Annotated in this window: 13 protein-coding genes; all 13 read left to right on the top strand. The window is 30.7% G+C overall.

The window, feature by feature from the left end; all coding sequences use genetic code 11:
- Positions 1–664, top strand: a 664-nt coding sequence (locus tag ABWP20_RS14830) for a metallophosphoesterase family protein (protein WP_503012546.1), incomplete at its 5' end; no start/stop codon positions are given.
- A gap of 2 nt (positions 665–666) precedes the next feature.
- Positions 667–3,105, top strand: coding sequence for an ATP-binding protein (locus ABWP20_RS14835; protein WP_353096805.1), 2,439 nt, complete (start codon positions 667–669; stop codon positions 3,103–3,105).
- Between the two features lie 81 nt (positions 3,106–3,186).
- Positions 3,187–3,870, top strand: coding sequence for a metallophosphoesterase (locus ABWP20_RS14840; protein ID WP_353096806.1), 684 nt, complete (start codon positions 3,187–3,189; stop codon positions 3,868–3,870).
- 11 nt (positions 3,871–3,881) lie between these two features.
- Positions 3,882–4,607 (top strand): glucosamine-6-phosphate deaminase, encoded by a 726-nt coding sequence (gene nagB, locus ABWP20_RS14845; protein WP_353096807.1) that lies wholly within the window; start codon positions 3,882–3,884, stop codon positions 4,605–4,607.
- A gap of 14 nt (positions 4,608–4,621) precedes the next feature.
- Entirely contained in the window at positions 4,622–5,164 is a 543-nt protein-coding gene (locus tag ABWP20_RS14850; RefSeq protein WP_353096808.1) for a class IV adenylate cyclase, read from the top strand.
- A 57-nt stretch (positions 5,165–5,221) separates the two neighbouring features.
- The gene (locus tag ABWP20_RS14855) at positions 5,222–5,416 is read left to right on the top strand and encodes a hypothetical protein (protein WP_353096810.1); all 195 of its coding nucleotides are present in this window, start codon (positions 5,222–5,224) and stop codon (positions 5,414–5,416) included.
- Between the two features lie 106 nt (positions 5,417–5,522).
- Entirely contained in the window at positions 5,523–5,726 is a 204-nt protein-coding gene (locus tag ABWP20_RS14860) for a hypothetical protein (protein ID WP_353096812.1), read from the top strand.
- 189 nt (positions 5,727–5,915) lie between these two features.
- Entirely contained in the window at positions 5,916–8,267 is a 2,352-nt protein-coding gene (gene ppsA, locus ABWP20_RS14865) for a phosphoenolpyruvate synthase (protein WP_353096813.1), read from the top strand.
- A gap of 271 nt (positions 8,268–8,538) precedes the next feature.
- Positions 8,539–10,077 carry a glutathione ABC transporter substrate-binding protein gene (locus ABWP20_RS14870; RefSeq protein ID WP_353096814.1) on the top strand — a complete coding sequence of 513 codons (1,539 nt, stop codon included), beginning with the start codon at positions 8,539–8,541 and terminating at the stop codon, positions 10,075–10,077.
- 109 nt (positions 10,078–10,186) lie between these two features.
- The gene (gene nikB, locus ABWP20_RS14875; RefSeq protein WP_353096816.1) at positions 10,187–11,113 is read left to right on the top strand and encodes a nickel ABC transporter permease; all 927 of its coding nucleotides are present in this window, start codon (positions 10,187–10,189) and stop codon (positions 11,111–11,113) included.
- A gap of 28 nt (positions 11,114–11,141) precedes the next feature.
- On the top strand, positions 11,142–12,044 hold the full coding sequence (locus ABWP20_RS14880) for an ABC transporter permease (RefSeq protein WP_353096817.1): 903 nt from the start codon (positions 11,142–11,144) through the stop codon (positions 12,042–12,044).
- 16 nt (positions 12,045–12,060) lie between these two features.
- On the top strand, positions 12,061–13,050 hold the full coding sequence (locus ABWP20_RS14885; RefSeq protein ID WP_353096818.1) for an ABC transporter ATP-binding protein: 990 nt from the start codon (positions 12,061–12,063) through the stop codon (positions 13,048–13,050).
- Positions 13,051–14,016 (top strand): ABC transporter ATP-binding protein, encoded by a 966-nt coding sequence (locus tag ABWP20_RS14890; RefSeq protein ID WP_353096820.1) that lies wholly within the window; start codon positions 13,051–13,053, stop codon positions 14,014–14,016. It begins immediately after the preceding gene.
- Positions 14,017–14,062 lie beyond the last annotated feature (46 nt).

Genomic DNA, 14,062 nt, shown 5'->3' on the forward strand with positions numbered 1-14,062 from the left:
AAATAAATTATTTAATCCTTTAGAGGAAGTAGATAATACAAAAAATAATATATTATTGCTTCATGGAGATATATCTAATAATTCAAATTATCTTCCATTAAATATTCAGGAATTAAATAATCTAAATATGGATTACATAGCATTGGGACATATTCACAAACCACAGATTATATCTGAAAGAATAGCCTACTGTGGTTGCCCTGAACCTTTAGATTTTGGTGAATTAGGAGAAAGAGGCATAATTCAAGGATTGATAGATGAGAAAAAGTTAGAATTTGAATTTGTTCCATTTAGCAAAAGAAAATTTATTGAAACTGAAATAAACATTGATGAAAGTATGGGGTATCTCGATATAATTAATGAGATAAAAAATATTAATGTGGGAAATAAAAAAATGGATTTTTTTAGAGTAAGACTTAATGGATTTATTCAGAGAAATATTATAGTAAAAGATTTAAATGAGGATTTAAACAACTATTTTTATCATATAGAATTAGTAGATAATACTATTTGGGACTATGATTTAAATCAGATAGAAGAGGAGAATAAAGACAATATAATTGGCAGGTTTATAGCTTCTATGAAAGAGAAAGGTTTGGACAAGCCTGTAGTAAAAGATGCATTATATTGGGGATTGGAAGTACTCTTAAAGGAGAGAAATTAGATATGCTTCTTAAAGAATTAAATTTAATTGGATTTGGGAAATTCAAAAATAGAAGTATTATTTTAAAAGATGGCATCAATTTAATTTATGGAGAAAATGAGGCTGGGAAGTCTACTTTACATAACTTTATCAATGGTATGTTTTATGGATTTTTAAAACCAAATGTGAAATCTACTTTATATTTAGAAGAATATGAGAAATATAATCCTTGGGATAAAAGCAAATATGCTGGCATCATAAGATTTGAATATAATGGAAAGATATATAGAATTGAAAGAGATTTCACTAAAGGAGAAGAAAGTACTAAGGTATTAGAAGAAACTACTGGAGAGGATATTACTAGAAGTATAGATAATGGCTTGGGAAGAGTATTGCAGCCAGGTATTCATTTTTTCGGCTTTAACACTAGAGTTTTTTCTAATACAATATCCATTAAGCAATTGGAAACTAAAACAGATGATAAACTAGCTAATGAAGTAAAGGAAAAGTTAATTAATGTATCTACGGCTTTAGATGATACGATATCAATAGACTGGGCATTATCTGAGCTAAAAATAAGAATGATGGAAATTGGAACAGATAGAGCTCCTACAAAACCATATGCAAAAAATCTTAGAGAAATAGAGGAGCTTCAATATAAAAAGAAAAATATATTTTTAGAAAGAGATAATTATAGAGCATATCTAGAAGAGAAAATAAGATTAAATAATAATCTTGATGTGGAAATAAAAAAAATAACTTCTTTAAAAGAAAAGCTATTAAATGTGGAAGCATTAGAAAAATATAAGACTTTAGAGGAAGCTAGAATATTATCAGATGAGATTGCAAACTTAGAAATTAAAATAGAGAAATTATCATCCTATGCTAATATATCTATGAATCAATATAAGGAATGTATCAATTTAAATAACTCCATTGATTTTATAGATAAAGCTATAGTTGAAAACAAATTAGAACTAGAAAATATAGAAAATAAATTAAAAGCCATAACTGAGAAAGACTCCGATGGTTATGATGAAAAGAAATTTCAAGAAATAATTAAAGATTACAATAGCTATGAGGAAGTTGAAGAAGAGAAAAGTAAAATTTTATATAAAAAAGAAAATAATAAATTAGAATTTTTAAATAGAGATTTTAAAGGTTATGGGTATAAGATATCAAGATACAAAATATTGCAGGGCTTTATGATTATATTATCAATGATTATAATAATCATAGGGGTAGTATTAAATAGGTATCTGATATTTGGTCTATCAATACCATTTATTGGTTTGTTTATCTGTTCTTATATTAAGGCTAAAAATATCAAACTAAATATAAAGGGTATAAAATATGAAATAGATACTATATATAATCATGAAAAGGAAAATCAGATTAGAATAGAAGAAATTGAAAAATTTCAAAAAGGTTTATTAGAGAAATACAATGTTGTAAATAAATTGGAACTTAAAGGCTTATTAGATACATTACAGATTAAAACTTATACAAAGAAAGAACAGATTGACTTATATAAAGAATTAAATATAAGGAAGAAATCTCTAATATATAAAATCAATGAAAATGAATTTAATAAAAAAGAAATAATAGTTAAATTAGAACAAATATTTCGTGAAAATAATGTTAAAAACATAGAAGAATTTAGTCAGGGTATAGATAGACATGCTTTATTGGAAAAGTGTATGAAGGAAGTAGATGGAAAGAAAGAAGTTCTTAGAAGAGTATTAGGACAAAATACAATAGATGATTTAATTGCTGAACTTGATGGTTTTCATTTAGATATGGGTAATTTTATTTTTGATATGAATAAAAATCAGATAAAATACCAGATTGATAGAGTTAATGAAAGTATATTAGATATTAGAATTGCATTAAAGGGAGCAGAAGAAAATCTTAATATCTTAGGAAAGAATATAGATAAGCTTGTTGAAATAGAGGAAGAACTTGACAGGAAGATGAAATATAAAGACATATTACAGAATAAATATAGTTCCCTAGAGTTGGCAGTTAATACTATTGAAGAGCTTTCAAAAGATATTCATAGTCAGTTTGCTCCATTTATAAATAAAAAAGTTAGTAATATAGTTGAAAGAATTACAGGAGGAAAATATAATAATATAAAGATTAGTGAATCTTTAAATATTAGTGTTGAAAATCCCATTACTAAAGAAATAATAGAGCTTAACAGTTTAAGTGGGGGAACAATTGACCAACTATATTTTTCCCTTAGATTTGGTATAATTAATTCTATGGGAAGTAACAAATTTCCTTTAATATTAGATGATTGTTTTATACAGTATGATGATAAGAGACTTGAAAATATGATAGGATTTTTAGTTGACATCTGTAAAGAAAGGCAGATTATTTTATTTACGTGTCATAATCGAGAGAAAAAAACATTAGAAAAATTAGGAGTAGAATTTAACTTGATTAATTTAAGTTAAAGCATTACATTAACTAACAATATGTTGAAAACACTAGGTTTTAACTTAATGTTCATCAACAACATTAACTGAGGTGGTATATTGATATTTGCTATTGGTGATTTACATTTTGATAATACTGGTGAAAAGCCAATGGATGTATTTGGCGAAAGCTGGTTGAACCACGAGGAAAGAATAATAAGTAATTGGAAATCTATTGTAGGGGAAGATGACTTAGTTTTATTAGCTGGCGATACATCATGGGCATTAAAACTTGAAGAAGCATATGATGATTTATTAAAAATAAATAAATTGCCTGGGAAAAAAATAATCATAAAAGGAAATCATGATTATTGGTGGAATAGTTTAAGGAAGTTAAATAATCTTGGATTAGAATCAATTGATTTTATTCAAAATAACAGTTTTATATATAATAATGTTGGGATTGTAGGGACTAGAGGATGGTCATCCATAGATAGTAATATTGCTGATGAAAGGGATCATAAGGTATTTAATAGGGAGTTAAATAGATTGAAACTATCTTTAGATTCCCTAAAAGAAGATGTAGATAAAATTATTGTGATGTTACATTATCCGCCTTTTAATCCTGACCTTAGTTCAAATGAATTTATTGATATAATGAAAGAATATAATGTTGACATCTGTATATATGGACATTTGCATTCTGCAGGGCATAAATATGCAGTTGAAGGAATAGTTGAAGGAGTAGATGTCCATTGCATATCCAGTGATTATATTGATTTTATGCCAAAAAAAATATTATAGGGAGTGAAAATATGAAAATAATAGTTGAAAAGGATTATGAATCCATAAGTAAAATGGCTGGGAAGATATTTATAGAAGCAATAGCAAAGAAACCAGATATTATCTTAGGACTAGCTACTGGAAGCACACCAATTGGTATGTATAAAGAGATGATAAGAGCATATAAAGAAGAAGGGCTAGACTTTTCTAAAGTTAAGACCTTTAATTTAGATGAATATGTAGGACTATCTCCAGAGCATCTAAGTAGCTATAGATATTTTATGAATAATGAACTTTTTAATCATATTAATATAAATAAAGAGAATACGCATGTTCCTAATGGAAATGCAGAAAATGTAGAAGAGTACTGTAAGAAATATGATGAGATGATAAAAGAAGCAGGTGGAATAGATATTCAAGTATTAGGAATAGGACAAAATGGTCATATAGCTTTTAATGAACCAGATGATTCCTTATCTGTAGGAACAAATATTGTACAATTAGCAGAAAATACAATAAAAGCAAATTCAAGATTTTTTGATTCAATTGAAGAAGTGCCAAAGGCTGCAATAACAATGGGAATAGGTAGTATATTTAAAGCGCGAAAAATACTTCTTTTAGCAAGTGGAAAGAATAAGGCACCAATTATAAAAAAATTACTAAATTATAATAAAGTAACGACTCAGTTGCCAGCATCATTTTTATTACTTCATTCTGATGTAACTATTATAGCTGATGAGGAAGCTTATAATGGCTAAAGGAGGATATAAAAATGATAGAGCTTGAAGTTAAAATTTTAAATGTTAATTTAGATGATATGGAGTTAAAATTAAAGGCTTTAGGTGCCACATTAATAGATAAAGAACTTCAAGTAAATACATTAATAGATTCTAAAGAAAATTTTATACAAAGAAACCTAGATAGCTATTTGAGAATAAGAGAGACTAAGTCTATGTTAAACAATAACATTAAGTTTACATTAACTATGAAGAAGAACATCAATAGAGAAGGAATTAGAGAGAATATTGAAATCAATACAGATATATCTGATAAAAATGCTATGCTGGAAATTCTCAAATCTCTAGGATATTGCGTACTAGAGGAAGGCTTTAAGGAAAGAACTTCTTATAGTTTCAAAAATATAAGATTTGATTTAGATAAATGGGATGACTCTACTTATCCTTATCCATATATGGAGATTGAAGTTAATGATGAAGATGAACTTGAAGGTATAATTGAACTATTAAATATCCCGAAAGAAAATATTTCAACTAAGTCTATAGTAGAACTTAGAAAGGAAGCAAACCTATTGTAACAAAAACCTTCCTATAAGAATAATATGTATTAATTCAATATAGGGAGGTTATATATTATGCTGAATGGTTTATTTGGTGGTTGTGATGATAATAACAATATGTTATTGATTATTATCCTAATATTTTGCTTACTAGGTAATAATGATTGTGGATGCGATCGCGATAGAGATTGTTGTGATGGAGGAATCTTTGGCGGAGGCAATATAATATGGATACTTATACTATTATGCCTAGTTGGTGACTTTTTTTAAAAACAGCAGAAATTCTGCTGTTTTTTTAATCTTTGAAAATATAGTAACAACTTGTATGTTAATTTCATAAAATACAGTGAGGAATAAATACAAGGAGGTTATTATAATGACTGAAGAATTAGGTGCAAGATCAGAACGCAGAGGTATATTTGATAGATTAGGTTGTGAAGATGATTCATTACTATTTTTCTTCCTGATATTAGTTATTATATTCTGTAATTCAGGATGCTTTAATGATAGAAATGATGACTCATTATTATTTTTCTTCCTTTTATTAGTAATATTATTCTGTGGAGAAGGATGCTTCTAAATATACCTAAGGTAAAAATCCCGTTTTGTACGGGATTTTTTTGTGTATTTGCATAATATAAGGATTAAACTTGGGTAAAATATTAAGAAAAATTAATATAAATAACTCAAAAAAAACATTATATAGTATAGCACAATTAAATATATATGCTATAATATATAATATAAAATCAAATAGGAGGCTACACTAATGGGCGAATATAAATATATTAAATGGTTTAATGAAATTGATAAAAACGATATTCCAGTGGTTGGAGGTAAGGGAGCTAACTTAGGAGAACTTACTCAAAAGGGGTTAGATGTACCACCTGGATTTTGTATAACTGCAGGAGCTTATACTCATTTTATTGATTATGCAGAACTAGATGAAATAATCAAAGAATTGATTGGAGGCTTAGATGAAGAAAATTCTGACATGCTTCAAGGAATCAGCAGGACTATTCAAGATAGAATAAATTGCGGAGAAATACCAGAAGATTTAAAAAAGGAAATTATAGAAGCTTATAGAGAATTTAGTAAAAAGGTTAATTTAACTAATCCAGAAGTGGCGGTTAGATCATCAGCTACAGCAGAAGATTTACCGGAGGCATCTTTTGCTGGACAGCAAGATACTTATTTACACATAAGTGGTGAAGAAGAACTACTTAGGTATGTTAGATCTTGCTGGGCATCTCTTTGGACAGCTAGAGCTATTTATTATAGAGTAAAACAAGATTTTGAACATTTTGACGTATCTTTATCTGTTGTAATTCAAAAGATGGTAAACAGTGAAAAATCAGGAGTTATGTTTACTGCTAATCCTGTAAACAGCAATACAAATGAAATAATGATAAATGCTAGTTGGGGATTAGGTGAAGCAGTTGTATCTGGAATAGTTACTCCAGATGAATATCTAGTAAATAAGAAATCAAAGGAAATCCAAGAAAAACATATTGCAGAAAAAAATATTATGGTAATAAAGAGAAAAGATGGAGTAGGTACTGAAGAAATAAAGATTGCTGATTACTTAGGTTTTGAAAATGTAAATAATCAATGTCTGTCAGATGAAGAAATAATGACTTTAGTAAACTATGGAATAAAAATAGAAGAAATGTATGGCTCACATCAAGATATAGAATGGGGTTTTGATAAAGATACTAAGAAACTTTATATATTACAATCAAGACCAATAACTACTTTAAAAGGAGATGTTAGTATGGGTGAAGTAAAGGAACAAAAAGAATTAAAAATGCTTGTAAGAGGTTTACCAGCATCCCCTGGAATTGGTAGAGGAAATGTTAGGAATATTAAAGATATATCTGAAATTGGAAGAGTTGAAGATGGTGATATCTTAGTTACAGTAATGACAAATCCTGATATGGTTCCAGCCATGAGAAAAGCAGCAGCTGTAGTTACAGATGATGGTGGCAGAACTTGCCATGCTGCCATAGTATCTAGAGAACTTGGCATACCTTGTATAGTAGGGGCAAAGAATGCCAGCCAAGTTTTAGTAGAGGGATTAGAAGTAACAGTTGATGCAAGTAGAGGAGTAGTTTATGAAGGTACTGTACTAGAAGAAAAGGAAGAAAAGAAAGTTGAAGGGGGAGCAGTAGGCATAAGTGAAGAAATACTGGCTCAATTATCTCCAATAACAGCTACAAAAATCTATATGAATCTTGGAGAGCCTTCATTAGTAGGAAAATATAAAAATTTACCTTTAGATGGTATTGGTCTAATGAGAACAGAGTTCATATTTACCAATATGATAGGTGCTCATCCAATGTATTTAGTAAAAACAGGTCAAGGTCAATTATTAATAGATAAAATGTCTGAAGGAATTCAAATGGTAGCTGGAGAAATCTATCCAAGACCAGTTGTTGTAAGATTATCAGACTTTAGAACCAATGAATTTAGAGGACTTAAAGGCGGAGATGAAGTAGAACCAATAGAGGCAAATCCAATGATTGGATGGAGAGGAGTATCTAGATATATTTCTCCAGAATATGAAGAAGGATTTAGACTTGAATGTAGAGCATTAAGAAAAGTTAGAGAAGAATTTGGTTTAACAAATGTATATGCTATGTTACCTTTTGTAAGGACTACATGGGAATTAAAGAAAGTAAAAGAAATAATGGCAGAAGAAGGATTAGTTCAAAATAAAAATTTTAAGATTTGGATAATGGCAGAAGTACCATCTGTAGTATTTGAAGCTGAAGAGTTTGCTCAAATGGTAGATGGATTCAGTATAGGCAGTAACGACTTAACTCAACTTGTAATGGGAGCAGATAGGGATTCTGGTATATTAAACAACATGGGATATTTTGATGAAAGAAATGAGGCTGTTAAAAGAGCTATATCAGTACTTATTAAAGCAGCTCATAAATATGGAAAAACTATTTCTATATGTGGTCAAGGGCCTAGTCAATATCCAGAATTTGCAGAGTTTCTTGTTGAAGAGGGAATAGACAGTATGAGTGTTAACCCAGATACTGTTGCTTATACAAGAAGATTGGTAGCTTCTGTCGAACAAAAGATTATATTAAGAAAACTTAGAAATATATAAATTTTATATAATATTAAAAACGAGATAACATAGGGTTTATCTATGATATAAGGCATTGACATAGATCGATGCCTTAATTTCTATTTTTTTATAGTTGTCAAAATTCAAGAGGTATAGTATAATTTTCTTATTATAAGTTATCAAAAATAAGCGAATAATCGTTTTTTTAGAATTTTCAAAATACAGGCAACAATATGTATTATTTATAAATTTGTAAATATGAAAATTCTATTTAGGCGATTGAAGCGAAAAAAAAATAAGGAGTGATTCAATGTTTAAAAACAAGAAAATCTTATCACTGGTGACTCTTACTCTAGTCCTATCACTTGTTTTAACAGCTTGTGGTGGAGGAGGTAAGGGAATTACTAGAAAGAACCCACCGGATACTTTGGTTGTTGCACAAGGGGCAGATGCTAAGAGTTTAGACCCACATGCAACTAATGACCAGCCATCATCAAGAGTTACTAAACAAATTTATAACAGCTTAGTATTCGCTACTGAAGATATGGACATAGTTCCAGCTTTAGCAGAATCATGGGAAAAACTAGATGATTTGACTTGGGAATTTAAACTTGCACAAGGTGTAAAATTCCATAATGGCGAAGAATTTAAAGCTTCAGATGTTAAGTTTACATTTGATAGAATGTTAGATTCACCGTCTGTATCACATATTCTTGGACCTGTTTCCGAGATTAATGTTGTAGACGATTATACAGTGCAAATAATTACTTCGGAGCCATTTGCTCCATTGCTATCTCACCTTACTCATACAGCTGCTTCAATATTAAATGAAAAAGCAGTTACAGAATATGGTGCTGATTATGGCCAAAAACCAGTAGGAACTGGACCTTTCAAGCTTGCAGATTGGCAATCAGGAGATAAGATTACTCTTGAAAGATTTGATGATTATTTCCAAGGACCTGCAAAGTTGCAAACTGTTGTATTTAGAAATGTTCCTGAAGGAACTAACAGAACAGTTGGACTTGAAACTGGGGAAATTGATATAGCTTATGATGTTGAACCAGTGGATAAAAAGGTAGTTCAAGATACTAATGGATTAGAGTTAATTGAAGGACCATCCTTCTCAAGCCAATACTTAGGATTTAATACTAAAAAAGCTCCATTTGATAACGTTAAAGTTAGACAAGCTATTAACTATGCAGTAAAGGTACAAGAAATAATTGATGTAGCACTTGAGGGTGCAGGAGAAGTAGCTAAATCACCTTTGATGGAATTAATCTTTGGTGCAAATGAAGAGATCGAAGGATATCCATATGATGTAGAAAAAGCAAAAGAATTATTAAAAGAAGCTGGATATGAAAATGGATTTAAAACTTCTCTATGGACAAATGATAACCCAGTGAGAGTTAGAATAGCTGAAATAGTTCAAGCTCAACTAAAAGAAGTAGGCATTGATGTTTCAATAGAAGTAGTTGAATGGGGTGCTTTCCTAGATAGAACATCAGCTGGAGAACATGATATGTTCATTCTTGGTTGGACTACAGTAACTGGCGATGCAGACTACGGACTTTATGCTTTATATCACAGTTCACAACACGGAGATGCTGGAAATAGATTCTTCTATACAAATCCAGAAGTAGACAGATTATTAGATGTTGGTAAAACAGAAGTAGATACTGAAAAGAGATTAGAGGCATATAAAGAAGTACAAGAATTAATAGTAGAAGATGCACCGCAATTATTCTTATACTTCCAAACTCAAAATGCTGGCGAAAATAGCTTAGTACAAGATTTTAAATTACATCCTGCTGGACATCACTCATTATATAATGTAACTATCCAAGAATAAGAAATGTAAATTATGATGAAGCGGGACAACCATGTCTCGCTTCAAGTTCTTTAGTGTGATAACGAGAAACAATAGTAGTGTATATCCATCAGATTAAGGAGGGAGAAAGGTGCATAAATATATTTTACGTAGATTATTACTCTTAATACCAGTAATATTAGGAGTTACATTTTTAGTTTTTACAATTATGTACTTTACACCAGGAAATCCTGCAAAACTTATCCTTGGTGAAAGTGCACAACCTGAACAGGTTGCGGCGTTAGAAGAAGAAATGGGTTTAAATGATCCATTTATTGTACAATATTTTAGATTTATAACAAAAGCATTAACAGGAGATTTTGGAAGATCATATTCAACTAAGAGACCTGTATTTGATGAAGTATTTGCAAGATTCCCTGCTACTTTAAAACTTACAGTGGCTGCCATGGTTATTGCAGTATTAATAGGGATTCCAGTTGGTATTATTTCCGCAACTAAACAATACTCATTGTTAGATAGTGTAGCTATGATTGGAGCTTTAATTGGGGTTTCAATGCCAGTATTCTGGTTAGGACTAATGTTGATATTAGTATTTTCTGTACATTTTAAAATTTTACCATCCAGTGGATCTGAAACTATATTACATTTAATTTTACCTGCCTTCTCATTGGGAGTTGGTTCAGCCGCAATTATTACTCGTATGACTAGATCATCAATGCTTGAGGTAATTAGACAAGATTATATAAGAACTGCAAGGGCAAAAGGTGTTGCAGAGAAAAAGGTAGTAAATAAACATGCATTGAAAAATGCATTAATACCTGTTGTTACTGTAATAGGTTTACAATTTGGACAATTACTTGGTGGTGCAGTACTTACTGAATCAGTATTCTCATGGCCAGGTGTAGGAAGATTAATGGTTGAGGCCATTAGACAAAAAGATAGTCCTATGGTTTTAGCAACAGTTGTATTTATATCTGTAACATTTAGTTTTGTTAACCTTCTAGTCGATCTATTATATGCATTTATAGATCCAAGAATTAAATCACAATACAGATAATTAAATTCTCAAGTAAGGAGGTAGAATAATGGATAACGAGATTATAAAGGATAATGAAAATGCTTCTAGTACAAAAAGGAAAAAGAGAAGCCAATGGGGAGAAGTATGGAGAAGATTAAGAAGAAATAAAATGGCAATGTTAGGACTAACTATAATAATTATTTTAATATTATTGGCTTTATGTGCAGATATGATTGCTGATTATGAAGAAGTAGCAATAAAGATGAATACTTCCATTAGACTTCAAGGACCAAGTAAGGACCATATTTTAGGTACTGATGAGCTTGGTAGAGATATATTTGCTAGAATGATACATGGTGCTAGAGTATCTCTAAAAGTAGGTATAATAGCAGTTGGTATTGCCATTATAATTGGCGGTACATTAGGAGCAGTAGCTGGATTCTACGGTGGCAAGCTTGATAATATTATAATGAGAGCAATGGATATTTTCTTAGCAATACCAAGTATATTGCTTGCTATTGCAATAGTATCTGCTCTTGGGTCAAGTATGCCTAACTTAATGATTGCTGTAGGTATATCATCAATACCTAACTATGCACGTATTGTAAGGGCTTCAGTTCTTTCCATTAAGGACCAAGAATTTATTGAAGCGGCTAAGGCAATTGGAGCTAAAGATACTAGAATCATATTAAAACATATATTACCAAACTCAATGGCGCCTGTAATTGTACAAGGTACTTTAGGAGTTGCTGGTGCTATATTATCAACAGCAGGTTTAAGTTTTATAGGATTAGGTATCCAAAAGCCAGCTCCAGAATGGGGTGCAATGCTTTCATCTGGTAGACCTTTCCTTAGAGAAGCATGGCATGTTACTACATTCCCAGGTATAGCTATTATGATCACTATCTTATCATTAAACTTACTTGGTGATGGTTTAAGAGATGCTTTAGACCCTAGACTAAAACAATAAGAGAGGAGGAACTGAAATGAATAAGGAATTCTTAAATATTAAAGATTTGCATATTCACTATATAACAGAGGAAGGTACTGTTAAAGCTGTAAATGGTATTGATATAGATTTGAATAAAGGTGAGACACTGGGCCTTGTTGGTGAAACAGGGGCAGGTAAGACAACAACTGCTTTAGGAATCCTAAGATTAGTTCCTAATCCACCTGGAAAGATTGTCGAGGGTGAAATATTTTTAGAGGGACAAAACATATTAGAATTGCCAGAAGAAGAAATGAGAATGATAAGGGGTAATAAGGTATCTATGATATTCCAAGACCCTATGACAGCTTTAAACCCAGTAATGACAGTAGGAGAACAAATAGCGGAAGTTATTGAAATACATGAGAAATTATCAACTAAAGAAGCAGAAGAAAAATCTAAAGAAATGCTTGAACTAGTTGGTATACCAGGAGCAAGAGCAAATGATTATCCACATCAATTCTCAGGTGGTATGAAACAAAGGGTAGTTATAGCTATAGCTTTAGCATGTAACCCTGGACTTTTAATAGCTGATGAGCCTACTACAGCTCTTGATGTTACTATTCAAGCACAGGTTTTAGACCTTATGAATAAATTAAAAAAAGATTTTAATACAGCAATGTTATTAATTACACACGATTTAGGTGTTGTAGCTGAAGTTTGCGATAAAGTAGCTATAATGTATGCTGGAGAAATAGTAGAGTACGCAAATATTGAGGAGCTTTTTGAAAATCCAAAACATCCATATACTAAAGGATTATTTGGATCTATCCCAAGTCTTGATGAAGAGGTAGATAGATTAAAACCAATAAAAGGATTAATGCCAGACCCTACTAATTTACCTTCAGGATGTAAGTTCCATCCAAGATGTGTATATGCTACTGAAGCTTGTAAAGATAATCAGCCTAAAGACGTACAAGTAACAGATGGACATAGAGTAAAATGTTTGATTTATTCTGGACAAGTAGAGCCAAAGGGGGATATATAAATGGAACCAATATTACAAGTTCGAGATTTAAAGAAATATTTTAATACCCCTAAAGGATTACTTCATGCAGTTGATGGTGTTACTTTTGATATTAATAAAGGAGAAACTCTTGGAGTTGTAGGGGAATCAGGTTGTGGAAAATCAACTTTAGGTAGAGTAATACTCCATTTACTAGAAGCTACAGATGGAGAATTATTTTACGAAGGTGAAGATATAACAAAGCTTACAAAAACACAATTTAGGGAATTGAGACAGAAGATGCAAATTATTTTCCAAGACCCATTTTCATCTTTAAACCCTAGAATGACAGTTAGTGAAATCATTAAAGAACCACTAATAATTCATAAAGTAATAAAAGATAAGAGAGAATTAGACAAAAAAGTGTCTAAATTAATGGATACAGTAGGTTTAGCGGATAGACTTGTAAACACATATCCTCATGAGCTTGATGGAGGTAGGAGACAAAGAATTGGTATTGCACGTGCATTAGCACTTAGTCCAGGATTTATAGTATGTGATGAGCCAGTATCAGCTCTTGACGTATCTATCCAAGCACAAGTATTAAACTTAATGCAAGATTTACAAAAGGAAATGGATTTAACTTATATGTTTATTACCCATGACTTATCTGTAGTTAAACATATATCAAACGATATTCTTGTAATGTATCTTGGACAATTAGTTGAAAAAGCAAGTTCTAAGGATTTATTTAAAAATCCATTACATCCTTATACAAAGGCTTTACTTTCAGCTATACCAGTACCAAGCTTAAAATATAAGAGAGAAAGAGTATTATTAAAAGGCGAACTTGCTTCGCCAATAAATCCAAAACCAGGATGTAGATTTGCTCAGAGATGTATCTATGCAAAAGACAATTGTCATGTTGATGATCCAGTAATAGAAGAAGTAATGCCAGGTCATTTCGTAGCATGTCATCATATAAGAGAAATAAATGGATTAAAATAGTTCGAAATAAAAGAAAAAGGCAGATTATCTGCCTTTTTTCTTTTAT

This window comes from Tissierella praeacuta (assembly GCF_040396155.1).
GTDB lineage: Bacteria > Bacillota > Clostridia > Tissierellales > Tissierellaceae > Tissierella > Tissierella praeacuta_A.

What these genes read in the sequence shown, in the direction of transcription:
- nagB (WP_353096807.1), top strand. Translation starts at nt 3,882, where the DNA reads ATGAAAATAATAGTTGAAAAGGATTATGAATCCATAAGTAAAATGGCT.
- ppsA (WP_353096813.1), top strand. Translation starts at nt 5,916, where the DNA reads ATGGGCGAATATAAATATATTAAATGGTTTAATGAAATTGATAAAAAC.
- ABWP20_RS14850 (WP_353096808.1), top strand. Translation starts at nt 4,622, where the DNA reads ATGATAGAGCTTGAAGTTAAAATTTTAAATGTTAATTTAGATGATATG.
- ABWP20_RS14855 (WP_353096810.1), top strand. Translation starts at nt 5,222, where the DNA reads ATGCTGAATGGTTTATTTGGTGGTTGTGATGATAATAACAATATGTTA.
- ABWP20_RS14860 (WP_353096812.1), top strand. Translation starts at nt 5,523, where the DNA reads ATGACTGAAGAATTAGGTGCAAGATCAGAACGCAGAGGTATATTTGAT.
- ABWP20_RS14880 (WP_353096817.1), top strand. Translation starts at nt 11,142, where the DNA reads ATGGATAACGAGATTATAAAGGATAATGAAAATGCTTCTAGTACAAAA.
- ABWP20_RS14835 (WP_353096805.1), top strand. Translation starts at nt 667, where the DNA reads ATGCTTCTTAAAGAATTAAATTTAATTGGATTTGGGAAATTCAAAAAT.
- ABWP20_RS14870 (WP_353096814.1), top strand. Translation starts at nt 8,539, where the DNA reads ATGTTTAAAAACAAGAAAATCTTATCACTGGTGACTCTTACTCTAGTC.
- ABWP20_RS14890 (WP_353096820.1), top strand. Translation starts at nt 13,051, where the DNA reads ATGGAACCAATATTACAAGTTCGAGATTTAAAGAAATATTTTAATACC.
- ABWP20_RS14885 (WP_353096818.1), top strand. Translation starts at nt 12,061, where the DNA reads ATGAATAAGGAATTCTTAAATATTAAAGATTTGCATATTCACTATATA.